The organism is Brachybacterium sp. AOP24-D1-21 (genome assembly GCF_052378665.1).
Taxonomy (GTDB): Bacteria; Actinomycetota; Actinomycetes; order Actinomycetales; family Dermabacteraceae; genus Brachybacterium.
Map to the genome: position 1 here is coordinate 1,839,410 of NZ_JBQSXX010000001.1, position 23,338 is coordinate 1,862,747.

Genomic DNA, 23,338 nt, shown 5'->3' on the forward strand with positions numbered 1-23,338 from the left:
AGAAAACTTGACACCTCCGCGTGGAGACGGCGAAGGCCTATCGCGGCGATCTTGCCTCGTGGAAACGCTATCTGGAGGCACAGTTGGGCTCCGTTGTGCGGGTGCAGGACCTTACGGGGCCGGTGATCAAAGCTGCACTGGCGGAGATGAACAACGCCGAGCTCGCACCGGCCACTCGCCGTCGCCTGGTGACGACTCTGCGCGGGCTGTGCCGGTACCTCGTCCTGGAGTCCCGTCTGCCAGTAGACCCTATGGCCGCGATCCAAGCACCCCGCACCCCATCACGCCTGCCGGTGGCGTTCACTGATGGCCAGATTTCTGCACTCCTTGCCGCAGCGCAGGCCGAGGACCCCAAGGCGCGTCCGGCAGCGCCGCTGCTGGACGTGGTGATCGTGCTGATCCTGGCGGCCGGCGGACTGCGCGCGAGCGAGGCCGCCGGCCTCCGCCTCCTGGACTACCGCCCGGGCGACGAGCCCTCCCTGCGAGTGCTCGGCAAAGGCCGCAAGGCACGCACCGTCCCCTTAGACCCCGGCGTCGCCGCGCAGATCGACATCTACCTGGCCTGGCGGGCAGAGCACGCCGCAGGCGATGCCGACACGACTCCCCTGCTCATTCGACCCGATGGCCGAGCACTAACCCGCGACACGATCTCCTACCGGATCAATCGGCTCTACGCACGCGCCGGCATCGTCAAACCCGACGGTGAAGCAGCCCATGCGCTCCGCCACACCTACGCCGTCTCGATGGTCGACGTTGGTGTTCCCATCTCCGAGGTCCAGCAACTCCTGGGCCACGAGAGCATCGCCACCACCGGCATCTACCTCAAAGCCTCCGCCGCGCACCTCCGAGCCGCATCCGCAGCGCCGTCAGCAGCGCGTCTACTCACCGGCCAGTAGTCGTAGCCAGTTGAGCGCCGCTCTCGACGGGTCGGTGCGGTCAGTGCGCTGCGTCGTACGCGTCGCGGATCTCCTTGGGAATACGGCCCCGTTCGCTGACCTCGTAACCGTTCTGGTTCGCCCAGGCGCGAATCTTGCCAGCATCGCTTGAGGAACCCACACCTCGGGTGCCGGGGATACGTCGTCCCCCGACACGGCGGGCTTTACTGGTCCATTCGCTGAGCTGTTCGCGCATCTGCTGGGCGTTGTCGTCGTTGAGGTCGATCTCGTAAGAGACGCCATCCAGGGCGAAGCTCACCGTGCCGGTGGCTTCCGAGCCGTCAGTATCGTCGGTGAGGATTACCTGAGTCTTGCGCGCCATTCTTGTGCTCCTTGCATGGTTCTGGACTGAATAGCGCGATAGTACCGAACAGATCTCCAAGAACCCTGCTTACTGCTCCGTCCTAGACTCTCTCCATCGACCCAACGGAGGTTCAGCAATGTGCGGAAGATTCACGCTGGCATTCGATCTGAGTGCGAGTGGCCAGGCGAGCCGTTGCGGCAGACCTGCGGACGGGTTCAGGTCTGCCGCAGCACGGTCTGCGCTGAGTGCTTGCCCCGGGTCGTAGCGATCCGGGGCAAGCGCGGTACCGCTTCGAGTCCGACAGGTGAGTCTGCGTGTCTAGAAGTCCCAGTCGTCGTCGCTGGTGTGCTCGGCCTTGCCGATGATGTACGACGATCCGCTTCCGCTGAAGAAGTCGTGATTCTCGTCGGCGCTGGGGGCGAGCGCGGCGAGGATCTCTGGGCTGACTGACGTCTCGTCGGCGGTGAACCGTGCCGGGTAGCCGAGGTTCATGAGGGATTTGTTCGCGTTGTAGCGCACGAATGCGGCGACATCGTCCATTAGCCCGAGGGGTTCGTAGAGCTCGCCGGAGTAGTCGAGCTCGAGCTCGTAGAGCTCTTCGAGCAGGGTGTACGTGAACTCCTTCATCTCGTCGCGGCGGTTGGGGTGAGCCTCGAGGCCGCGCTGGTACTTGTAGCCCGAGTAGTAGCCGTGCACGGCCTTGTCGCGCAGGATGAGTCGGATCATGTCGGCGGTGTTGGTCAGGGTGGCGTGCACGGAGAAGTGCAGCGGCAGGTAGAAGCCGGCGTAGAGCAGAAGGCTGGAGAGCAGGGTGGAGGACACCTTCCGCTTTAACGGGTCGGGCCCGTAGTAGTGCTGGAGCACCTTCTTGCATCGCGCTTGAAGCAGGTCGTTGCCGATCGCCCAGCGGTAGGCCTCATCGATCTCTCGGGTACTGGTCAGGGTCGAGAACACCGAGGAGTACGAGCGGGCGTGGACGGACTGCATGAAGGCGATGTTGGTGTAGACGGCTTCCTCGTGCTCTGTGCGGGCGTCCTGGATCTGGCAGATCTCCCCGACGGTGGCCTGCACGGTGTCGAGCAGGGTGAGGCCGGTGAAGACTCGCATGGTGAGGGTTCGTTCATGGGGCGCGAGTGCTTGCCAGGCCTGGTGGTCGTTGGACAGGGGCACCTTCTCGGGCAGCCAGAAGTTCGCGGTCAGGCGGTTCCAGATCTCGAGGTCCTTCTCGTCGCTCACGCGGTTCCAGTTGATCGGACGCAGCGGTGCGCTGGGGTGGTGTCGGTATGCCGGAGGGGTGATGGAGCCTTCTACGGCTGTTGTGGCGGTCATGCTGTTCTCCTCTGTTCGTTGTTCTTGTCGTTCGTCGTGGCGGTTCGTGCCCAGAAGCGGTCGAGCCCTTCGTTCACGCGCTCGATGTCGCGCTGGGTGCCCAGGAGTTCGAAGCGATAGAGCTCTGGGACGCCGCACTTTCGGGAGATGACTGGGCCGGCGAGGCAGTAGTGCTCGCCGAAGTTGGTGTTGCCTGCGGTGATGACCCCGCGCAGCAGAGCACGATTGGCGGGATCGTTGAGGAAGGCGATGACCTGCTTCGGTACGGCCCCGGCCTGCTCGCCGCCGCCGTAGGTGGGGACCACCAGAACGAAGGGGCGGCATACGCGGATCATGCCCTCGATGCGGGGTCGGAGCGGGATCCGCACCGCAGGCCGCCCCAGCCTCTCCACGAAGCGCAGCGTGTTCTCGGAGACGCTGGAGAAGAACACGAGATCTGCGGACTCCTGTGGCGTCAGGTCACGTGTTCCGAGTCCCGGTGCTGCGCGCTCGATGCCTGCCGTCATCGATCCCTCCTTCGTCGTCGTCACACTCGACCCGACCTTGAACTACTAGATGTTGGGTCCGCACTCCGCGGGGGTGCCACATGTAGTGATATCAAGCCCGACGGCCCTCAAGCGTACGCCACGCCGGGTTTGAAACTTCGGCGTGTCGAACCTTAGGATCTGGGCGTCTAGAAGTGACCACGCGTGTGGTCGTGAGCGGAGAGAGGTCACTGATGCAGGTGCGAGGGCGATGGAAGGCTGTGCTCGGCGCGGTCGTTGCGAGTGCGGCGCTGGTGCTCACCGGCTGCTCAGGTGGAGCCAGGCAGGATGCTGCCGACAGTGGGAAGCCGGTGGTGTTGACGACGTTCACCGTGTTGGAGGACATCGCGGAGAATGTTGCGGGCGACCATCTCGTGGTCGAGTCGATCACGAAGCCTGGCGCGGAGATCCACGGGTACGAGCCGACGCCGGGAGACATCCGGAAGGCCTCGGATGCCGACCTGATCCTGGACAACGGCTTGAACCTGGAGGTGTGGTTCGGCCAGTTCGTCGAGGAAGTCGATGTGCCTCATGTCGTGGTCTCGGAGGGGATCGATCCCATCGACATCGCGGGGGACGCCTACGCGGGCAAGCCCAACCCGCACGCCTGGATGAGCCCGAAGAACGTGCAGGTGTACGTCGACAACATGGTCGCGGCGTTCAGCGATCTCGACCCGGAACACGCTGAGGACTACGAGAGGAACGGGGAGACCTACAAGCAGCAGCTCCAGCAGGTCCAAGATGACCTGACGGGCGAGCTCGAAAGTCTTCCGACCAGCCAGAGAGCGCTGGTGACCTGCGAGGGCGCATTCTCCTACCTCGCCCGAGATGCTGGGCTGACCGAGAAGTACATCTGGCCCGTCAACGCCGAGCAGCAGGCCACTCCGCAGCAGATCACATCCGCGATCGAGTTCGTCGACGAGAACGAGGTCCCCGCCGTGTTCTGCGAGTCGACGGTCTCCGACGACCCCATGCAGCAGGTCGTGGGTGCTACGGATGCACGCTTCGGAGGGACGCTGTATGTGGACTCGCTCTCCGAGGAAGGTGGCCCGGTGCCCACGTACCTGGATCTGATCCGCCACGATGCGGACACCATCACTGCGGGACTCACCGGGGAGGACTCATGACGACAGCGGCGATCGATGTCAAAGGTGTCACCGTCCGCTACGGCGATGTGCTCGCCCTCGACGACGTATCTGTTGCGGTGCGGGCGGGTGCGGTGACGGGGTTGATCGGAATGAACGGCTCCGGGAAGTCCACCTTGTTCAAGGCGATCACCGGAATGGTCCGGCCTGAAGCAGGCAGCGTCCTGCTGAATGGCGCGCAGCCGGCGCAGGCCAGGCGGCGAGGGCTCGTCGGATACGTCCCCCAGAGCGAGGACGTCGACTGGGCTTTCCCCGTCTCTGTCCGAGACGTCGTGATGATGGGAAGGTACGGCCACCAGGGCGCCACGCGCCGTGTTCGGCCCGCTGACCGCATCGCTGTGGACGAAGCCTTGGAGAGGGTGGAGCTCACGGAGTACGCGAATCGGCAGATCGGCCAGCTCTCCGGCGGGCAGAAGAAGCGCGCCTTCGTCGCCCGCGGGATCGCCCAAGACGCACGGATCATGCTGCTGGATGAGCCCTTCGCCGGCGTCGACAAGCGCAGCGAAGCCACCATCGTCGATCTTCTCCGCGCACTCGCGGACGACGGCCGCACCGTCCTTGTCTCCACCCACGACCTCCATGCTCTGCCGCAGCTGGCCGACGACGCCGTGCTGCTGCTGCGAACCATCCTCTTCCACGGCCCGGTGGACGAGGCCCTCACGCCCGAGAGGCTCGCTCTCGCCTTCGGTCTGGACGTTCTGCAGCAGGAGGGTGCCGCATGACCCCGCTCGACTGGCTCCTCGAGCCGCTCTCCTACGACTTCATGACCCGTGCGCTCGTCACGACCGTGATCGCTGCCGTGGTGTGCGCACTGCTGTCGTGCTGGCTGGTGCTCATCGGATGGTCGCTCATGGGGGATGCCGTATCTCACGCCGTCCTCCCCGGAGTCGTCATCGCCTACATCCTCGGCGTCCCTTTCGCCATCGGTGCGGTCGTCTTCGGGTTCCTGGCGGTCGGAATGATCGGTCTCGTCCGTGGGACGAGCCGCGTGAAGGAGGACGCGGCCATCGGCATCGTTTTCACCACTCTCTTCGCCCTGGGGCTGGTCCTGATCTCGGTCACACCCAGCCAGACCGACCTCAATCACATCATCTTCGGCAACATCCTCGGCGTCTCCCGCGCAGATCTCGTCCAGATCGCGATCCTGGCAACCGTGGCTCTCATCGCCCTGGTGTTCAAACGTCGCGACCTCACGCTCTATGCCTTCGACCCGACACACGCCCACGCCATCGGCCTGTCTCCCCGATTCCTCGGCGCGCTGCTGCTGGGTCTTCTGGCGCTGACCGCAGTTGCCGCTCTCCAGGTCGTGGGAGTGGTGCTCGTCGTCGCGATGCTCATCATTCCCGGAGCGACGGCCTACCTGCTCACCGACCGCTTCGGGCGGATGCTCGTGATCGCGCCGGTCCTCTCGTCACTCTGTTCCGTGGTCGGGATCTACATCAGCTACTGGGTCGACGCCTCACCCGGCGGCCTCGTCGTCCTCACCCAGGGATGCGCCTTCGCACTCGTCTACCTCATCAGTCCCAAGCACGGCCTGCTCAGCAAGAAGGTCGGAGCTCGCCGGTATCGACGCGATACGGCTCGCCGGCGTGAGGATCAGGTAGGCCCCGCAGAGACGTAGAGGGCATCTGTCGCAGAGCGTCCCAGCAACGTTGGCGAGCCCACTTCTCCAGAACGAACTTCCAGCGCATCGGAGAACGGCGCTCCCGCCGCGACCACAAGCGTGGCCCCGACTCCGATGCCCTGGGACTCGAAGAACTGCAACATCGCCGGGTCCGTGTCCGAGATCCGCTCGACCACAAACCTGCCCTCCGCTCCGACGTCGGTGAGACGCCGCGCATCAGGCACGGTCACTGTTCCGTCCGCTGCAGGGATTGGATCACCGTGCGGGTCACGCCGGGGGCGACCCAGAACGTCATCGATCCTCTCCACCATCAAGTCCGAGACGGCGTGCTCGAGCTGCTCGGCCTCCTCGTGGACCTCGTCCCACCGATACCCGAGGGTCTCCACCAGAAACGTCTCGATCAAGCGATGCCGCCGCACCATCACCAGCGCGTACGAACGACCGACCTCCGTCAACTCGACCGAGCCATACCTCGCGTGAGACAGAAGACCCTGCTCAGTCAGTTTCCGCACCGCATCCGAAGCGGACGACAGGGCAACACCGGTCCGCTGCGCGATGAGCTTCAACGTCACTGGCTCGTCACTCCACTCGGACAACCCCCAGATCGCCTTCAGATAGTTCTGGGCACTCGCAGACAGCTCATCGACGGACATGGCACGACGATAGCCTCGAAGCTTCAACTTAGCTATATAGAACTCGAGGCTTCGGCGCGCCACGGACTCACGTAGTAGGCATCGACCGTGAGGTGCGTCCCGGGCCCGCGCCTCATCCGGCACTGACGCAGAACCCTGAGAACAATGCTCAGCCGAATGAATCTCTCCCCCGGCAATCTAGGCACCCCTGTTGCTGCTCCGCTCATCGGCTAGCTGGTCGATGAGCGGTCAGCGCAAGCGGGCTACTTCGCGATCGCCCCAGTTCTCAGTCTCCTGCTCATCGTGACGGTCCTACTCGCTCGCGACCGCCGACTATCGCCCGTGCCATAAGCGGTCCATCGCGGCACGGAGTAGGGCAACAGAGACGAAGCGACCCCCGAACGGGACCGGTCGGGATCAGCCCCTCTCATGTTGAAACCACTTCTGTGCGACAGCATCTTCTGGATCGATGCCCCGCTGCTGCGCATACACCAGGCACATGCCGATCACGTCCCCAAGCTCCTCGGCAAGAATCTGGCGCTGCTGTGCAGCCTCCAAGCCTCGATCCTTGGACTGGCCCGTCGCGGTGAGATGAGCCTGGGCCAGCTCGCCAACTTCCTCGGTCAGTTTGAGCAGAGCCCACTCGGGTGACCGGTCAATGCCGTGGATACCGGCATATTGGGCGGACATCTTCTCTACGCGAATGGCCATGTCGTTGAGGTGCATCACCCGACTCTATGCGCCGAGAGGCACCCCTCTCGACAGGAGAGAACGCGTGAACCATAAAGGGTGGCGGTCTCAACCGGTCAACGCACCACCCAGTGGTGGAAGCATGCGGATAGATCGGCGAGGAGGCCCGGGCATGGTGTTGAGTCTCGAACAGCAGGACGCGGTATGGGAACGATGGCGCGCGGGCGAGCCGGTCCGGGTTATCGCCCGGGCTGTGTGCTGCAACCGTGAGGCGGTGCGTCGGCTCCTGGCAGTGACCGGCGGGATCCGCCCGGCAGCGCGTTCACGGGCACCGCTGAGACTGTCGCTCACTGAACGAGAGGAAATCTCCCGCGGACTCGCGGCCGGTGATTCCGCGCGCGCTATCGCGACTCGCCTGCGCCGGTCTGCTTCCTCTGTCTCGCGGGAGATCGCCCGTAACGGTGGACCTACGCAGTACCGGGCTGCGGCAGCCGATCGACGAGCGTGGGAGAAGAGGGTGTTTCATTAGCTGTGTAAGGGTCCGGTCTCTAACCGAGGTGTGACCTGCGGGCTCGCCTCTGAAAAGGACCGATGACATGACCGAGATTGCTGATGCCCAGAACCCTCTTGCGGGCGTGCTGAGCGCCGACCAGGTCGACGCCCTCGTCAACGCCGCCGAAGACCTCGGAGAGGGCCGCCACGGGGTCGAGGAGCTGCTGTCCCGGATGACCCAGGCCGTGCTGGAGCGGGCCCTGGAGACCGAGATGAGCGACCACCTCGGCTACGAGTCCGGCGACCCTGCCGGCGCCGGAACGGGCAACTCCCGTAACGGCAAGACCACCAAGTCCATCCATACCCTCCAGGGCCCAGTGCAGCTCACCGTCCCCAGGGACCGCAACGGCTCGTTCGAGCCCGTGATCGTGCCCAAGCGGACCCGCCGACTGGGCAGGGTCGAGGACATGGTCCTGTCGCTGTATGCCCGCGGGATGACCACCCGCGACATTGGCTCCCATCTCGAGGAGATCTACGGCTCGAAGGTCTCCGCCGCGACGATCTCCAGGGTCACGGACGTCGTCACCGACGAGGTCGCCCAGTGGCAGTCCCGGCCCCTGGAGTCGGTCTACCCGATCGTCTACATCGATGCGATCTGGCTCAAGATCCGCGACGGCGGAGTCGTGACCAACAAGGCCTGCCACGTCGCCGTAGGCGTCGATATGGAGGGCCGCAAGCAGGTCCTGGGCCTATGGCTGGGGGCCACCGAGGGCGCGAAGTTCTGGGCCAACGTCCTCACCGAGATTCGCAACCGTGGCACCAAGGACATCCTGATCCTGTGCTGCGATGGGCTGACCGGGCTGCCGGCCGCGGTTAACAGCATCTACCCCGAGACCGTGGTCCAGACCTGCGTGGTCCACCTGCTGCGCTCGGCGATGAAGTACGCCTCCTACACGGACCGCAAGACCATGGCCAAGGACATGCGCCCGATCTACACCGCGGCCACCGTGGCGGCCGCTGAGCTGGCCCTGGAGGCCTTTGCCGAGGCCTGGGGCAGCAAGGCGCCGGGGGCGGTGCTGGCGTGGCGGAACGCGTGGGAGGACTTCATCCCGTTCCTGGCGTTCACCCCCGAGATTCGGAAGGTCATCTACACGACCAACCAGATCGAGTCGATCAACTACCAGCTCCGGAAGATCACCAAGACGAGGGGCTCATTCCCGTCGGACGAGGCGGCGATGAAGCTGGTCTATCTGGGGATCCGGAACATCGAGACCCGCCGCGGTGGCCAGCTCGGAACCGGCACTCAGGGATGGCATCAAGCCCTCAATGCTTTCGCCGTTCAGTTCCCCAACCGACTTCCGCTCTGACCACCCGGCAGAGAGGCTGTTCGACCGGCCCCTTACACAGAAAACTTGACACCTCCTGGGAGAACGCGAGGCGTCCGAAGCCGTGCAAGCTGGAAACGCACGATGACCTGCGGAGCATCGTGCAGGAGAAGCTGATGGCGGATTGGTCGCCGCAGCAGATCGCGGCATGGCTCCGACTGACTCCGGCTTCAGCACAGGGAGTACGGATCTCGCACGAGGCTATCTACCGGACCCTCTACATCAGCTCGCGCCTGTCGCTCCCCTCGACGCTGAAGACGCATCTGCGGTCGGGGCGCGGCATGCGCACCTCGAGGAAAGCGCGTCGTACCGGGCACGGGCGGGGCCGGCTGCGGAACATGGTCTCTATCCATGATCGACCAGAGCAGATCGAGACCCGGACCGAGGTAGGGCATTGGGAAGGGGACCTCGTCATGGGGCGACGCCCCAGCGCCGTGGCAACCCTCGTGGAACGCACCACCAGGATCGTTCGCCTCGTCAAGCTCGATGGCATCAAGGGCCCAGACGTCCGCGCCGCGCTCGTCCAGAACCTCCGCGGCATGCCGAAATCACTGTTGAGGTCGATCACTTGGGATCGAGGTCGAGAGATGTCAGAGCACGAACAACTCGCCCACGACCTCGGCATCCACGTCTACTTCTGCGATCCTCGCTCACCGTGGCAACGAGGCTCGAACGAGAACACCAACCGGCTCCTACGCCAGTACCTGGCGAAGAACGCCGACCTGTACCGCTTCACTCAAGACGAACTCGATCAGATCGCGAACAAGATCAACACACGTCCACGCCAGGTCCTTGACTGGCTGAGCAGCCGCGAACGACTTCGTGCTTGCAGGCTCGCCTAAACGGCTCAGTAGAGCGGCTCGAGAGTGTCATCTTCGAGGTCAGGCAGCATCTCGTGATCGTCGTAGGTCATGTAGTCAACGGAGTGCAGGTAACCGTCGACGACCCATAGATCGAGCTGGCCAAGCCCTTCTCCGGCGCGCGAGACATCCAAGGTAGAGAACGGTCCGCCACCGTGCCTGATCCGGGCTGCCTTCGGCAACTTGGGAACCGAGATAAGGAAGCAGTCGCACTCGTCGAGCTGGTACCCACCCCACGACGCGACGCGGAGCTGCTCGCGAGCCAGTTCACGGTACGGGTGATCCCCGCTGCACAGAAGATCCAGCACCGTCTTCTCCTTCGCGGAGAAAGCACTCCCAACTGCGCGACCACGACTCATGTTCATCCCTCGAGGATACGGGGGCGGCATCGCTGGGTCTCGCTACCGCAGACATGGCACCTACGGCACGAAGACCTGACAGAGTAGGCGGGTGGTGCGTTGACCGGTTGAGACCGCCGTCGTTTGTGGCACACCAGCGTAAGTCCCGTCGGAGCGCCGTTGCCGCGGGTGAAGATGAGCCAGAATCCCGTGCCACAAGCTGCCTTCTCCCTCACTGCCGGGAGAGCTAACCTCGAGATTTCACGGGGGCGCGGTCTTGGAGGGTGGACCAGATAGCGAAAGGCGCTCCTGGCCAGGGATAATACGGGTTGTCGAGACTCGCATTCATCCGCTGGAAGGAGCACCTTTCAGGTGTCCCACCCTACCTTGTTCTACTACCCTCGTCCGCGCGTGGACATCGCTGAGGTCCCGGCGGTCTCGCACGCCGGTGCGGTGCTGCTGACCGACACGATCCACGCCACCGGCCTGGCCGCTTCACTGCGGGAAGCGTTGACGCCGTGGACGAAGCCGCTGGCCGAGCATCACGGGTCGAAGGTGCTGCTGGATCTCGCCATGACGCTCGCGGTGGGCGGGGAAGTCGCCCGCGACACTGACCTGCTGCGGTGTGAACCGGGCCTGTTCGGCGACGTCGCCTCGACGCCGACGATCTCCCGCATGCTCACCACGCTCGCCCAGGACGCACCCGCCGTGATCGAGGCGATCTCTCGGGCCCGCCGGGCCGCGCGTGAACGAGCCTGGACTTTCGCCGGCGACCACTCTCCAGCCGCGAAGACCAGTGCGAAGAACCCGCTGGTCATCGACCTCGACGCCACCCTGATCAATGTCCACAGCGAGAAGGAGCAGGCCGCACCGACGTTCAAACGCGGCTTCGGCTACCACCCCCTCTGCGCCTTCCTCGACCACGGCCAGACCGGGACCGGAGAACCTCTCGCGATCCACCTCCGGCCCGGCAACGCAGGCTCGAACACGGCCAGCGACCACATCGCCGTGACCCGTCAGGCTCTCGCCCAGCTGCCGTCCGGACTGCTCTCCTCTGGCGGGCGGGGCTCGAAGAAGATCCTGATCCGCACCGATGGAGCCGGCGGCACCAAGGACTTCATCCAGTGGCTGACCACGCGGCGTCTGGCCTACTCGGTCGGGTTCTCCCTCCCCGCAAACACTCCTGGCGTGCTGGAACGTCTCGACGAGGCGAAGGCGTGGACTCCCGCCTATGACAGTGACGATGACGGGGTCCGTGAGGGCGCGTTCGTGGCGGAACTGACCGGGCTGCTGGACCTTTCCGGCTGGCCAGGCGGGATGCGGGTGATCGTGCGGAAGGAACGTCCCCATCCCGGAGCGCAGCTGCGGATCACCGATCACGAGGGGATGCGCATCACCGCGTTCGCGACCAACACCCCACGCGGACAGCTGCCCGTCCTCGAGCTGCGGCACCGCCGCCGCGCCCGGTGCGAGGACCGGATCCGCAACGCCAAAGACACGGGCCTGATGAAGTTTCCGCTGCAGTCCTTCACGCAGAACCAGATCTGGTGCCAGGTCGTCCAGCTCGCCTCCGAGCTTGTTGCCTGGATGCAGACCATCGCCTTCACCAGTGACGACGCCAGGAAGTGGGAGCCCAAACGGCTTCGCGCGCGGTTGTTCGAGGTCCCTGCGACCCTGGTGCGCCGCTGCCGGCACAAGGTCCTCCACCTCGCCCAGCACGCACCCGAAGCCGTGAAGGTCCTGACCGGCGTCAACCGGCTCCGCACCGCCGTCGCGCAGAACTGAGTAGCGAGCCCACCCGTCCCTACGACCCCCAGCACCTTCTCGGGAGTGGAACCCGACCGCCCGCAACGGACACTGCGCCGACCTGTCACGCCCGCATGCCAGAATCAGCAGCTGAACGCCGGCAACGACGCCGAACGCCCCCGCTCACCAACCCGATGAAACATCGAGGCTAACCGCTGTATCAGATAAGCCCAGGCCGGACCGCAATCTCGCGCGGCAGCCGCGCGAGAGCGAGTCGGCCGGGAGAATAATTCCTAACCGAACGATGCCGTCCCCCGATAATGGTGACGGGCTGCTTCACGCCTATTTGGCGACGAGCCAGGACCGAGCGGCTGAGTGGGATCCGGTGTACAGCATCGCGCCCCGCACGAAGGCGCCGGCCGTGCGAGAGTTCGTCGACGATGAGGGCGAGCTCCACCGCACGCTCGAGATGGCCCGCTGGGGGCTCCACCCGTCCTGGGCGAAGGACAAGGGCCCCCGCCCGATCAACGCTCGCATGGAGACCATCGCGACCAACGGCATGTTCCGCGGCCCCTTCTCCAGCGGCCGCGCGGTCGTGCCGATGACCGGCTACTACGAGTGGGTCGAGGCTGAGGACGGCGGTAAGGACCCCTTCTTCATCCACCACCCCGACGGCGAGCTGCTGCACGCCGCGGGCCTCACCGCGGCGCGCAAGAGCGAGGACGGCGAGGGCTGGGACGTCACCTTCACGATCGTCACGCGCGAGGCACGTGACGCCGGCGGTGAGGTCCACGACCGGATGCCGGCCTTCCTGACCGGGGACGCGGTGGCCGAGTGGCTGGCCCCGGGCAAGCTCGAGGCCGAGCAGAAGGATCCGTTACTCGCGCAGCTCGAGGACGTCTCCACCATGATCGCCGGGCAGCTCGTCACGGTCCCGGTGGACCGCCAGGTCAACAACGTTCGCACCCTCGACCGAAACGATCCTTCTCTCATCGAGCCGGTCTCCCGCGACTGACCTGCTCAGTCGGTGGCAGTCTCGTCGGCGGTCTCGGCGGAAACTGCCTGATAGCGGCGCTCGATGTAGGCCTCCAGCTCCACGAGTTCGATGCGCCACTGGCCACGACCGCCGACTTGAAGGGCCCGGAGGTCGCCGGTGCGCACGAGTGTGTAGGCCTGGGAGCGGCTGATCGATAGCACTCCTTGCAGGTCTTCAAGCGTTATGAACTTTCGGCTGAGTACTTCGTTTCGATCCATTACCTTGGGGCCTCTCTGCGCTGAGTGAGCCGCGATCAAGCAACCAGGCTGATCCCGTTGACGACGATCCGCGCTTGTGCGGTGTCCAGACCGACGTAGATGGCGGTGGTCTCGGGCGAGGAATTGTCAAGACCTGTGGATTGGGGCTCAGCTACCGGAGCAACAGCAGGCTCTTCATCTGCTCGTGCTTCCTACAGATCGCGGTCACCAGCGTCGCATCCAGATCGACGGTCGATGGGCCGCTCTCGTCGCACGCTTCCCAGCCAGGCACAAAACCGTCGTCCGCGCAGCTTAACGGGCCGCACCGATCGGCCCCTTCGCTGCATCCACATCGCCTGCCAGCACTGTCAGCGGTCGGGAGCGCGTCGTGTCGGAGCCGACCGGGTTATACGCCTCAATCCCGGCCCGCAGAGAGGAGACCTCCGCGAGACGGTTGGCGCCGAGTGCCACTGTCATGGCCGTGAAGAGCCTGCCCGGGTGATGCCGCGCCAGCGCCCTGCGCCACAGCAGCAGGGCGCTCGCCATCTGCAGATTGTCCTCGGTAGTGCTAACCGCTTCTGTCAGCCCTCGCCCGCGTTGCGGGGCCTCCGCGACGTCGATTCGCCCCCATGGTTGCCAGCCGGCATTATAGCCTTCACGCTAGAGGAGCTCTTTGAAGTTGCTGGAGTGCTCATGAACCAATTACTTCTTCTTTCCGAAACACCCGCGCGGTTGCCTCAGAGTAAATCCAGAGATAGGGGCGACTCCGCATGGTGCGCCGACGATCACGAGAAGGCACGAGGTAGCACTTATTTCCGCCTCGCCTTGGAAGCAATTGCGCTACCACCAATGCAAAGCACTCCAACCACAGTTAACGCGAGACCCAGAATGAAGCCTATACCCGCGCCTATGTTGGCTCCGCCACCGTCGGCCGATGTGACCATATTGAAAAGGCATGATACGAGTGCCAGGACGAGCCCGAAAATAAGAATTACCAAACCAGCGTTGGTCGCAGCCTTCATGCCCACCCCATTCAAGCAGGGTCTCCAGTACCCTCGTAGTGACTTCTACCAAATATGCGTACGGCGCGATAATAGGTGTTGGCTGCCCCCAAACATGCCGTCTCTTGCTGATTCCCGTCCGGGTATGCGGCATCACAGGCGGCCCTAAGGCCATAACGAAGTCGCTGGTCACAAAGCTTACGAGAAAGGTCCGAGGTGCTCGAGTAACAAATATCGTGCGAATCACATGTGGGCCGAAAATTCGCTGCCCCCCAACTGTCCGGCGAATAGCTGCACCCATTAGGGGGTGCGTAGGGGGTTATCTTGTGGTCGCTACCTTGAAGCGCAGATGTAGAATACTCCCATGCATCGATAATTGCATTACCAACGTAGCTATCTTTACTGCTGGCAGAGGACTCGGCCGTAGCGGGGGTGTCCGTAACAGTTAGATCCGAAAAATCGCTTGAGTTCCAGGTTGCTGTCAGTCCGTCGCGCGTATAACTGTGCTCGGTAGTTTCCGCGTCAGCCCGCGATGGCGCTAGCGCCAACATCAATACGATAATCGTTAACCACGCTAGCACACTCAAAGACAATCTTGTTCGGACCGCTGTATCCATCACCCCTCCTCACGTTAGGCTTCCTCGGGTGGTTGTGACAACATAGATTGCCGCCCCCGCTGGTAAGTCCGTCCTTTTTGCACGCTTCCACAATATGTGATTGTGTGATACATGTCAACAACGTTGGCCCAGATGGCTACCGGATGGTGAACGGCAAACATGGCGATCTCCGGACAGTTCGGGAGACGGGGTGCAGCGGGTGAGGGTCGCCGAGGTCTAGAACTCGCGAAGGGCCTGCTCTCCGTTCTGCGGGCGGAGAAATTGCCAAGACCTGCGCATCGGTGTTCCGCTACTCGACCGAGGAGTTGCTGGCCGGCGCTGTCAGCGCCGGTCACTCGGCTCTTCCCGGTTCGTGGTGATGGGGAGCGTCGCGTCGTTGACGTAGAACGGCTCGTGGTCCTGCTGTGATGGGTGTTGTCAAGACATCCGAATCTCAGAGGACCACGAGCCTGTGCACGAGAGTACTGGTTCGCAGCGTGATGCTGCGAGCACGATCTTCAACTTGCCCAATTACCGCGTCATCGATGCCGTCGACCTGCCCGACGGGGGCCGGCGGGTGGTGATCGCCTCGACCGTCCCGCCGGGCTGTCCGTCCTGCGGCGTGCTGGCGACGAAGGTCCATTCCCGCCGGTCACAGCAGGTCCGGGACGTTCCCGTCGCTGGCGCAGCGGTGGTGGTGTGGGCCAAGCGGCGCTGGTTCTGTCTGGAGCCGGCCTGTGCCCGGGGCACGTTCGCCGAGGCCACCGAGCAGATCCCGCGATACGCACGCTCGACGACCCGACTGCGGGACCAGGTCGTCTCTGCCGTGATCCGTTCCGGCCGTGCAGCCTCCGAGGTGGCCCGGGCCCACGGCGTCTCGTGGTGGCTGGTCCAGGCCGCCCTCAGCGCCGCCGCAGTGGTCCTGCCTGACGTCGACGACGTGCGGGTCAGGCGTCTGGGGGTCGATGAGCACCGCTACCGGTCAGTGCGCTGGTTCCGCACCGACGAGGGCGCTTGGAGACGGTTCGAGCCGTGGATGACGACGCTGGTCGACCTGGCCACCGGGCAGGTCCTCGGCATCGTCGACGGCCGGGACTCCAGGGCCGTCGGGGATTGGCTCGCGCAGCGCTCTGAGCAGTGGCGGGAGCGGATCGAGATCGTCGCGATCGATCCCTCGGCCGCGTTCCGCAAGGCGCTGCGGACCTGGCTGCCTCGCGCCGCGGTCTCGGTCGACAAGTTCCACCTGGTCAAGCTCGGGAACGACATGGTCACCACCGTCAGGCAGCGCCTGGCCCGCACCCATCGCGGTCGTCGGGGCCGCAAGGACGACCCGGCCTGGGCCCACCGGATGCTGCTGCTGCGCGGCGGCGACACCCTGACCCCGAGGGCGTGGGAGCGGTTGGAGAGGGTGTTCCGCACCGACGACCCCACCGACGAGCTCTCGGCCTCCTGGGGCATCAAGGAGCAGCTCCGACGCCTGCTGGCCACCGACACTCTCGCCCAGGCCTGGCAGGAGCGGATGCGGATGGGCTACTTCGTCCAGATCGCGAACATGCCCGAGGCCACGAAGCTCTACGACACCGTCGTGACCTGGTGGGACGCCATCGAGGTCCTCATCGTCACCGGCGCAACCACCGCGAAGGTCGAAGCGGGCAACACCGGCATCAAGAACATCAAACGCACCGGCCGCGGATTCCGCAACGCGGAGAACTACCGGACGCGTATCCTGCTCACCAGCGCCGCGAGAACCGTAGCGTGAATACCCGCCACAGCAGGGTCATTCACCACGAACCGCGAAGAGCCGGTCACTCGGACCGGAATTGTTCCCCAGTCATCGCGTTCGTCTGCTCGTACTTCTTGCGGATGTCGGCTTGGGTGTCTCCTTCGACCCACGGGCGCTCTAGCACGACAAGGGCGGCCCAGTAGACCACGGTGGTGACAGCCCTCGTGATCAGAGCCCCGGAGGACGCCGGCCCGAAGAGCAGTCCGATGAGGAAGCTGATCGGCAACGGAAGTACGGCGACAATCGCCGTCATCGGGACGCTTCCGGGGTCCGGGTGCCGGTGACGGAGAACGAAGATTCGCTCCACGCCGGTCGTGGCAAGCTCGACGGCGACCATCACGACCACAGCCGTGATGATCGCCGTTCCAGCAGGAAAGCTTGCAGTCCACCCAGTCAGACCCAGCCCCCATAGCAGCAGTGCAATTGCGACAACCTTGACCGCCCCAGTCGCAAGATGCCCCGTGAGGGCGAAGGAGAACGCCGGGGGAATGAAGTCGCTGACATCGCTGTTATCTGCCATCAAAGTGGATTCCTTCGGGTCAACGAACGGGTCAGAGAGAGCAGGCGGAGACGACGCCGCCCACTCCGAGAATGTCTTGGAGCACTGTGACCGCTTCTTCGCCGATCTCTGCGGCGGCGGCCCCGACGAACGTTGCGGTGAAGAACTTTCGCCGATCCATGATTCCTCCGGTTGACGGTTTCTTGCGCGATGCGTGCGAGCCCCATTCCGCGAGCTCGCGCGCACCTACTTGGATAACGAACAACGTGATCTATGCCAAAGCGTGGCGGTTGAGACACTGGCTACCGGACGGTAGGTAAGACAACGGGTGACTTCGCACCTCGAGCCTGCATGTCCAGCCCTATAGCTCGGTGCATCAAGCCGCCTGTTGGCGGTCTCCTGGCCGATGATCGGTCTGGTCGTCGGGGCGTTCGACGAGGCGGCCTTTCTCGAAGGTAGCGCCGGCTCGGACGAGGGCGACCAGGTGGGGAGCGTTCACGGCCCGCCAGCGGGTCTGAGCGGACTCGATCAGCTTGAATGCCATCGCGACGCCGGCGGCGCGGGAGCCGGGACCCTTGGTCACGCGCTGGCGCAACCGCACGGTGGCGAACGTGGACTCGATCGGGTTGGTGGTGCGCAGGTGCATCCAGTGCTCGGCGGGGTAGTCGTAGAACTCCAGCAGCACGGCGAGGTCGTCGGTGATCTTCGCGACGGCCTTGGGCCACTTGGCCCCGTACTCGTCGGCGAAGTTCTTCGCGGCCGTCTCGGCATGGGCACGGTCCTCGGCCTGCCAGATCTCGGCCAGGGCCTTCTTCGCCCCGGGCTGGGCGGACTTCGGCAGCGCGGACAGGACGTTTCCGATCTTGTGGAACCAGCACCGCTGCTCGCGAGTGGTGGGGAAGACGTCGCGGACCGCAGACCAGAACCCCAGCGCGCCGTCGCCGATCGCGAGCACCGGGGCGGCCATCCCGCGGCGCTTGCAGTCACGCAGCAGATCGGCCCACGACTCCGCGGACTCGCGGAACCCGTCGGCCAGGGCGATCAGCTCCTTGCGGCCATCGGCACGCACCCCGATCATCACCAGCAGGCAGACCCTGTCCTGAGACAGCCGCACGGTGAGGTGGATCCCATCGACCCAGACATAGACGTAGTCCGTGCCGGCCAAGGACCGGGTGTTGAACGCCGTCGCCTCGTCCTGCCACTGGCCGGTCAGCCGGGTGATCGTCGCGGGCGACAGGCCTGCGCTGGTGCCCAGGAACTGCTCCAGCGCGGGGGCGAAATCGTTGCTGGACAGCCCGTGCAGGTACAACAGCGGCAGCACCTCCGCCACCTGCGGCGACTTGCGGGCCCAGGCGGGCAGGATCGCCGAGGCGAACCGACGTCGCTCCCCGGCCTCGTCGGTGCGCTTGTCGTTGACCCGCGGAGCACGGACCGGCACCGCGCCCGCCGCGGTGGTCACCTCGCGCGGTTCGTGGTGACCGTTGCGGACCACCAGCCGGTGGCCGTCGGCGTCGACCTCGTCGGCCGCGGCATCGACGTAGGCGGCGACCTCGGCCTGCAGCGCCGCCGCGAGCATCTGCCGCGCCCCGTCACGGGCAAGCGCGTCGAGCACCGACTCGCCGGACGGATTCGCCCCGTTCTGATTGGCCTCGTCGGAGTCGGGGACTATCTTGAGCATCGGGCGTACCTTCCCGAACCAGCGAGCCAACGCCGGTCCTTGATCAGAACTGCTTCGTCTAGAAGATCATCCTCGGGAAGGTGCGCCCCTTGCACGCCCCCTCGCCGGGAGTCATCCACAGGTTCTGATCATTCCTCGAGCGGTCGCCCTCCGGGGTGCTGGCGGTTCCTAGGATGACCAGCACATCGGTGTCATCAAGCAGGTCTCCGCTGCGTGCGGCGGACCATGCCTCGAAGCAGGTCTGATCGCGCCCCTCTCCTGGGGTGGTTCGGAACAGGCAACCCGGGAGGAGATACGCCTGCGCAGCCCATCCTTCACGTTCGATCGTCGGTGTGAACGCCGCCATGTACTGCTGGGTGTGGGAGCTGCCGAGGAAGGTCACCCTGGGGACATCGGGTTCAGAGCCGGGGAGCGCGCTGCAGTACTCGGCCAGCAGATCGGTGTCGCACTCCCCGCCGAGCACTGCCCAGCTCTGGCGCGCACTGCTGCCGGGGTCGGCTGCAGCACGGTTGTCCACATAGGGTCTGAGCCCCACCAGCATGGCGGCACCGAGAGCGAAGATCGCGACGACGACGCCTGCGGATCGCCACACCGAACCTGACCGCTGGAACCGAGCGAGAGGGTTCTCCACCGCATGCACGAGGGCAATGCTCACCGCGCACGATGAGGCAAGGACGGCGGTACCTCCTGCGATGCCGAGCTGGCCCGTGCTCGACATGGATTGAGCGATCACCAGAATCGGCCAGTGGACCAAATATAGGGCGTAGGAGTAGGCGCCGGCCCGTACCAGCCAAGGGTGCGCCAACAGCGTGGGCCGGGATGTTGGCCGCGTGGTCGCCAAGAGGATCAGGCCAGCTCCGCTCAGCGGCCATAGCGCCGCGATGCCTGGGAATGTCGTCCCAACTGGCAGCAGGAAGCCACACGCCGCGATCATCACGACCCCGATGTAGATCATGAGCCGTGCAATGGAGGCACGGATGCGGACCTCCCCGATCACCGCGAGGAGGGAGCCGAGCGCAAACTCCCACAGTCTTGCCCGCACATCGAAGTACGCCCGCTCCTGGGAGGCCTCAGTCATGTACATGCTGAATGTGAGGGAACCTATGAACACGATGCCGAACCCGAGTGCCAGCCACACCCTGAGTGGAATCTTCGTGATCCGAGCCGCAAGGACTGCGATGAGGTGCGTGACCGCCCACAGCACGAATACCTGCCCCTGGATCGAGAGCGACCAGAAATGCGGCTCTTCGCGGTTCGTGGTGAATGACCCTGCTGTGGCGGGTATTCACGCTACGGTTCTCGCGGCGCTGGTGAGCAGGATACGCGTCCGGTAGTTCTCCGCGTTGCGGAATCCGCGGCCGGTGCGTTTGATGTTCTTGATGCCGGTGTTGCCCGCTTCGACCTTCGCGGTGGTTGCGCCGGTGACGATGAGGACCTCGATGGCGTCCCACCAGGTCACGACGGTGTCGTAGAGCTTCGTGGCCTCGGGCATGTTCGCGATCTGGACGAAGTAGCCCATCCGCATCCGCTCCTGCCAGGCCTGGGCGAGAGTGTCGGTGGCCAGCAGGCGTCGGAGCTGCTCCTTGATGCCCCAGGAGGCCGAGAGCTCGTCGGTGGGGTCGTCGGTGCGGAACACCCTCTCCAACCGCTCCCACGCCCTCGGGGTCAGGGTGTCGCCGCCGCGCAGCAGCAGCATCCGGTGGGCCCAGGCCGGGTCGTCCTTGCGGCCCCGACGACCGCGATGGGTGCGGGCCAGGCGCTGCCTGACGGTGGTGACCATGTCGTTCCCGAGCTTGACCAGGTGGAACTTGTCGACCGAGACCGCGGCGCGAGGCAGCCAGGTCCGCAGCGCCTTGCGGAACGCGGCCGAGGGATCGATCGCGACGATCTCGATCCGCTCCCGCCACTGCTCAGAGCGCTGCGCGAGCCAGTCCCCGACGGCCCTGGAGTCCCTGCCGTCGACGATGCCGAGGACCTGCCCGGTGGCCAGGTCGACCAGTGTCGTCATCCACGGCTCGAACCGTCTCCAAGCGCCCTCGTCGGTGCGGAACCAGCGCACTGACCGGTAGCGGTGCTCATCGACCCCCAGACGCCTTACCCGCACGTCGTCGACGTCAGGCAGGACCACTGCGGCGGCGCTGAGGGCGGACTGGACCAGCCACCACGAGACGCCGTGGGCCCGGGCCACCTCGGAGGCTGCTCGGCCCGAGGTGATCACGGCCGAGACGACCTCTTCCCGCAGTCGGGTCGTCGAGCGTGCGTAACGAGGGATCTGCTCGGTGGCCTCGGCGAACGTGCCCCGGGCACAGGCCGGCTCCAGACAGAACCAGCGCCGCTTGGCCCACACCACCACCGCTGCGCCAGCGACGGGAACGTCCCGGACCTGCTGTGACCGGCGGGAATGGACCTTCGTCGCCAGCACGCCGCAGGACGGACAGCCCGGCGGGACGGTCGAGGCGATCACCACCCGCCGGCCCCCGTCGGGCAGGTCGACGGCATCGATGACGCGGTAATTGGGCAAGTTGAAGATCGTGCTCGCAGCATCACGCTGCGAACCAGTACTCTCGTGCACAGGCTCGTGGTCCTCTGAGATTCGGATGTCTTGACAACACCCATCACAGCAGGACCACGAGCCGTTCTACGTCAACGACGCGACGCTCCCCATCACCACGAACCGGGAAGAGCCGGATTGAAGCCCCGACCCTGGCGAGTTGCTGCGATCACCGACGCCGTCATGAGGAATGCGGAGACGAGGAGGAAGACGTCGACACCACCGGAGACCCGATGGAACCACACGTGATAGATGACCACTAGGAACAGCGCCAGCGTGCGAAGCCCTTGAATCTCAGGAATGAAACGGGTCTTTGCTCCGGTGGAGGGGACTGCCGCGCGAATAGGTGACATCTTGACCTGCCCTACGGTTTGGTTTCCACTCTTGGTCGCTAGCCTCGATGTTTCATCGGGTTGGTGAGCGGGGGCGTTCGGCGTCGTTGCCGGCGTTCAGCTGCTGATTCTGGCATGCGGGCGTGACAGGTCGGCGCAGTGTCCGTTGCGGGCGGTCGGGTTCCACTCCCGAGAAGGTGCTGGGGGTCGTAGGGACGGGTGGGCTCGCTACTCAGTTCTGCGCGACGGCGGTGCGGAGCCGGTTGACGCCGGTCAGGACCTTCACGGCTTCGGGTGCGTGCTGGGCGAGGTGGAGGACCTTGTGCCGGCAGCGGCGCACCAGGGTCGCAGGGACCTCGAACAACCGCGCGCGAAGCCGTTTGGGCTCCCACTTCCTGGCGTCGTCACTGGTGAAGGCGATGGTCTGCATCCAGGCAACAAGCTCGGAGGCGAGCTGGACGACCTGGCACCAGATCTGGTTCTGCGTGAAGGACTGCAGCGGAAACTTCATCAGGCCCGTGTCTTTGGCGTTGCGGATCCGGTCCTCGCACCGGGCGCGGCGGCGGTGCCGCAGCTCGAGGACGGGCAGCTGTCCGCGTGGGGTGTTGGTCGCGAACGCGGTGATGCGCATCCCCTCGTGATCGGTGATCCGCAGCTGCGCTCCGGGATGGGGACGTTCCTTCCGCACGATCACCCGCATCCCGCCTGGCCAGCCGGAAAGGTCCAGCAGCCCGGTCAGTTCCGCCACGAACGCGCCCTCACGGACCCCGTCATCGTCACTGTCATAGGCGGGAGTCCACGCCTTCGCCTCGTCGAGACGTTCCAGCACGCCAGGAGTGTTTGCGGGGAGGGAGAACCCGACCGAGTAGGCCAGACGCCGCGTGGTCAGCCACTGGATGAAGTCCTTGGTGCCGCCGGCTCCATCGGTGCGGATCAGGATCTTCTTCGAGCCCCGCCCGCCAGAGGAGAGCAGTCCGGACGGCAGCTGGGCGAGAGCCTGACGGGTCACGGCGATGTGGTCGCTGGCCGTGTTCGAGCCTGCGTTGCCGGGCCGGAGGTGGATCGCGAGAGGTTCTCCGGTCCCGGTCTGGCCGTGGTCGAGGAAGGCGCAGAGGGGGTGGTAGCCGAAGCCGCGTTTGAACGTCGGTGCGGCCTGCTCCTTCTCGCTGTGGACATTGATCAGGGTGGCGTCGAGGTCGATGACCAGCGGGTTCTTCGCACTGGTCTTCGCGGCTGGAGAGTGGTCGCCGGCGAAAGTCCAGGCTCGTTCACGCGCGGCCCGGCGGGCCCGAGAGATCGCCTCGATCACGGCGGGTGCGTCCTGGGCGAGCGTGGTGAGCATGCGGGAGATCGTCGGCGTCGAGGCGACGTCGCCGAACAGGCCCGGTTCACACCGCAGCAGGTCAGTGTCGCGGGCGACTTCCCCGCCCACCGCGAGCGTCATGGCGAGATCCAGCAGCACCTTCGACCCGTGATGCTCGGCCAGCGGCTTCGTCCACGGCGTCAACGCTTCCCGCAGTGAAGCGGCCAGGCCGGTGGCGTGGATCGTGTCGGTCAGCAGCACCGCACCGGCGTGCGAGACCGCCGGGACCTCAGCGATGTCCACGCGCGGACGAGGGTAGTAGAACAAGGTAGGGTGGGACACCTGAAAGGTGCTCCTT

The 23,338-nt window shown here is 65.2% G+C and carries 23 protein-coding genes and 2 pseudogenes; 10 read left to right on the top strand and 15 right to left on the bottom strand.

Annotated elements, in window-relative coordinates; translation table 11 throughout:
* Positions 1–20: 20 nt before the first annotated feature.
* Positions 21–896 (top strand): tyrosine-type recombinase/integrase, encoded by an 876-nt coding sequence (locus ACT3UF_RS08225; protein ID WP_444608253.1) that lies wholly within the window; start codon positions 21–23, stop codon positions 894–896.
* Between the two features lie 40 nt (positions 897–936).
* On the opposite strand, the gene ACT3UF_RS08230 is transcribed toward ACT3UF_RS08225, so the two are convergent.
* The 3 genes from ACT3UF_RS08230 to nrdI form a co-directional block, all read right to left on the bottom strand.
* Positions 937–1,257 (bottom strand): histone-like nucleoid-structuring protein Lsr2, encoded by a 321-nt coding sequence (locus ACT3UF_RS08230; protein ID WP_193107389.1) that lies wholly within the window; start codon positions 1,255–1,257, stop codon positions 937–939.
* Positions 1,258–1,557: 300 nt separating this feature from the next.
* A complete protein-coding gene (nrdF, locus tag ACT3UF_RS08235) occupies positions 1,558–2,568 on the bottom strand; it encodes a class 1b ribonucleoside-diphosphate reductase subunit beta (RefSeq protein WP_441446639.1) in 1,011 nt (336 codons plus the stop codon).
* Positions 2,565–3,074 carry a class Ib ribonucleoside-diphosphate reductase assembly flavoprotein NrdI gene (gene nrdI / locus ACT3UF_RS08240; protein WP_102237451.1) on the bottom strand — a complete coding sequence of 170 codons (510 nt, stop codon included), beginning with the start codon at positions 3,072–3,074 and terminating at the stop codon, positions 2,565–2,567. Before nrdI ends, nrdF begins: the two co-directional genes overlap by 4 nt.
* 212 nt (positions 3,075–3,286) lie before the next feature.
* On the opposite strand from nrdI, the gene ACT3UF_RS08245 reads away from it, so the two are divergent.
* Genes ACT3UF_RS08245 through ACT3UF_RS08255 form a run of 3 tightly spaced genes read left to right on the top strand, consistent with a single transcriptional unit; the run spans position 3,287 to position 5,858 of the window.
* Positions 3,287–4,219, top strand: coding sequence for a metal ABC transporter substrate-binding protein (locus ACT3UF_RS08245; RefSeq protein WP_443336955.1), 933 nt, complete (start codon positions 3,287–3,289; stop codon positions 4,217–4,219).
* Complete coding sequence (locus tag ACT3UF_RS08250; protein WP_193107386.1) at positions 4,216–4,959, top strand: metal ABC transporter ATP-binding protein; 744 nt, start codon at positions 4,216–4,218, stop codon at positions 4,957–4,959. The genes ACT3UF_RS08245 and ACT3UF_RS08250 overlap by 4 nt, the downstream gene beginning before the upstream one ends.
* A complete protein-coding gene (locus ACT3UF_RS08255; RefSeq protein WP_193107385.1) occupies positions 4,956–5,858 on the top strand; it encodes a metal ABC transporter permease in 903 nt (300 codons plus the stop codon). The genes ACT3UF_RS08250 and ACT3UF_RS08255 overlap by 4 nt, the downstream gene beginning before the upstream one ends.
* Here ACT3UF_RS08255 and ACT3UF_RS08260 read toward each other — a convergent pair.
* Positions 5,834–6,514 carry a metal-dependent transcriptional regulator gene (locus ACT3UF_RS08260; RefSeq protein ID WP_102237455.1) on the bottom strand — a complete coding sequence of 227 codons (681 nt, stop codon included), beginning with the start codon at positions 6,512–6,514 and terminating at the stop codon, positions 5,834–5,836. The genes ACT3UF_RS08255 and ACT3UF_RS08260 overlap by 25 nt on opposite strands.
* Positions 6,515–6,910: 396 nt before the next feature.
* The gene (locus ACT3UF_RS08265) at positions 6,911–7,219 is read right to left on the bottom strand and encodes a MazG nucleotide pyrophosphohydrolase domain-containing protein (protein ID WP_444592690.1); all 309 of its coding nucleotides are present in this window, start codon (positions 7,217–7,219) and stop codon (positions 6,911–6,913) included.
* A gap of 136 nt (positions 7,220–7,355) precedes the next feature.
* Between ACT3UF_RS08265 and ACT3UF_RS08270 the strand changes: the two are divergent.
* From ACT3UF_RS08270 to ACT3UF_RS08280, 3 genes and pseudogenes are all read left to right on the top strand, one after another.
* Positions 7,356–7,694 (top strand): annotated as a pseudogene (locus ACT3UF_RS08270) (helix-turn-helix domain-containing protein); the annotation flags it as partial.
* A gap of 85 nt (positions 7,695–7,779) precedes the next feature.
* Positions 7,780–9,042 (top strand): IS256 family transposase, encoded by a 1,263-nt coding sequence (locus tag ACT3UF_RS08275; protein WP_193119625.1) that lies wholly within the window; start codon positions 7,780–7,782, stop codon positions 9,040–9,042.
* Between the two features lie 53 nt (positions 9,043–9,095).
* A pseudogene (locus tag ACT3UF_RS08280) lies at positions 9,096–9,902 on the top strand (IS30 family transposase); the annotation flags it as partial.
* Positions 9,903–9,907: 5 nt separating this feature from the next.
* Here the strand turns inward: ACT3UF_RS08280 and ACT3UF_RS08285 are convergent.
* The gene (locus ACT3UF_RS08285; protein WP_143277994.1) at positions 9,908–10,285 is read right to left on the bottom strand and encodes a hypothetical protein; all 378 of its coding nucleotides are present in this window, start codon (positions 10,283–10,285) and stop codon (positions 9,908–9,910) included.
* Positions 10,286–10,630: 345 nt separating this feature from the next.
* Between ACT3UF_RS08285 and ACT3UF_RS08290 the strand changes: the two genes are divergently transcribed.
* Positions 10,631–12,043, top strand: a complete 1,413-nt coding sequence (locus ACT3UF_RS08290) for an IS1380 family transposase (protein WP_444502887.1) — start codon at positions 10,631–10,633, stop codon at positions 12,041–12,043.
* Between the two features lie 265 nt (positions 12,044–12,308).
* The gene (locus ACT3UF_RS08295; protein ID WP_444592672.1) at positions 12,309–13,019 is read left to right on the top strand and encodes an SOS response-associated peptidase; all 711 of its coding nucleotides are present in this window, start codon (positions 12,309–12,311) and stop codon (positions 13,017–13,019) included.
* A gap of 5 nt (positions 13,020–13,024) precedes the next feature.
* Here ACT3UF_RS08295 and ACT3UF_RS08300 read toward each other — a convergent pair whose 3' ends face one another.
* From ACT3UF_RS08300 to ACT3UF_RS08310, 3 genes are all read right to left on the bottom strand, one after another.
* Positions 13,025–13,258, bottom strand: a complete 234-nt coding sequence (locus tag ACT3UF_RS08300; protein WP_444608254.1) for a helix-turn-helix domain-containing protein — start codon at positions 13,256–13,258, stop codon at positions 13,025–13,027.
* Between the two features lie 291 nt (positions 13,259–13,549).
* A complete protein-coding gene (locus ACT3UF_RS08305; protein ID WP_114359129.1) occupies positions 13,550–13,783 on the bottom strand; it encodes a hypothetical protein in 234 nt (77 codons plus the stop codon).
* Between the two features lie 487 nt (positions 13,784–14,270).
* Positions 14,271–14,855: a phospholipase A2 gene (locus ACT3UF_RS08310; protein ID WP_114359131.1), complete on the bottom strand. Its 585-nt coding sequence runs from the start codon at positions 14,853–14,855 to the stop codon at positions 14,271–14,273.
* Between the two features lie 451 nt (positions 14,856–15,306).
* Between ACT3UF_RS08310 and ACT3UF_RS08315 the strand changes: the two genes are divergently transcribed.
* Positions 15,307–16,593, top strand: a complete 1,287-nt coding sequence (locus tag ACT3UF_RS08315; protein ID WP_073884858.1) for an ISL3 family transposase — start codon at positions 15,307–15,309, stop codon at positions 16,591–16,593.
* A gap of 46 nt (positions 16,594–16,639) precedes the next feature.
* On the opposite strand, the gene ACT3UF_RS08320 is transcribed toward ACT3UF_RS08315, so the two are convergent.
* The 6 genes from ACT3UF_RS08320 to ACT3UF_RS08345 form a co-directional block, all read right to left on the bottom strand.
* Positions 16,640–17,137 carry a hypothetical protein gene (locus ACT3UF_RS08320; RefSeq protein WP_429179881.1) on the bottom strand — a complete coding sequence of 166 codons (498 nt, stop codon included), beginning with the start codon at positions 17,135–17,137 and terminating at the stop codon, positions 16,640–16,642.
* Positions 17,138–17,168: 31 nt separating this feature from the next.
* Positions 17,169–17,297 carry a hypothetical protein gene (locus ACT3UF_RS08325; RefSeq protein ID WP_443335418.1) on the bottom strand — a complete coding sequence of 43 codons (129 nt, stop codon included), beginning with the start codon at positions 17,295–17,297 and terminating at the stop codon, positions 17,169–17,171.
* A gap of 195 nt (positions 17,298–17,492) precedes the next feature.
* Positions 17,493–18,794 (bottom strand): IS256 family transposase, encoded by a 1,302-nt coding sequence (locus tag ACT3UF_RS08330; RefSeq protein ID WP_444607969.1) that lies wholly within the window; start codon positions 18,792–18,794, stop codon positions 17,493–17,495.
* 58 nt (positions 18,795–18,852) lie between these two features.
* On the bottom strand, positions 18,853–20,079 hold the full coding sequence (locus ACT3UF_RS08335) for an acyltransferase family protein (RefSeq protein WP_444608412.1): 1,227 nt from the start codon (positions 20,077–20,079) through the stop codon (positions 18,853–18,855).
* Entirely contained in the window at positions 20,080–21,366 is a 1,287-nt protein-coding gene (locus tag ACT3UF_RS08340) for an ISL3 family transposase (RefSeq protein ID WP_444608114.1), read from the bottom strand.
* Between the two features lie 543 nt (positions 21,367–21,909).
* Positions 21,910–23,322, bottom strand: a complete 1,413-nt coding sequence (locus ACT3UF_RS08345) for an IS1380 family transposase (RefSeq protein ID WP_444502887.1) — start codon at positions 23,320–23,322, stop codon at positions 21,910–21,912.
* Positions 23,323–23,338: the final 16 nt, after the last annotated feature.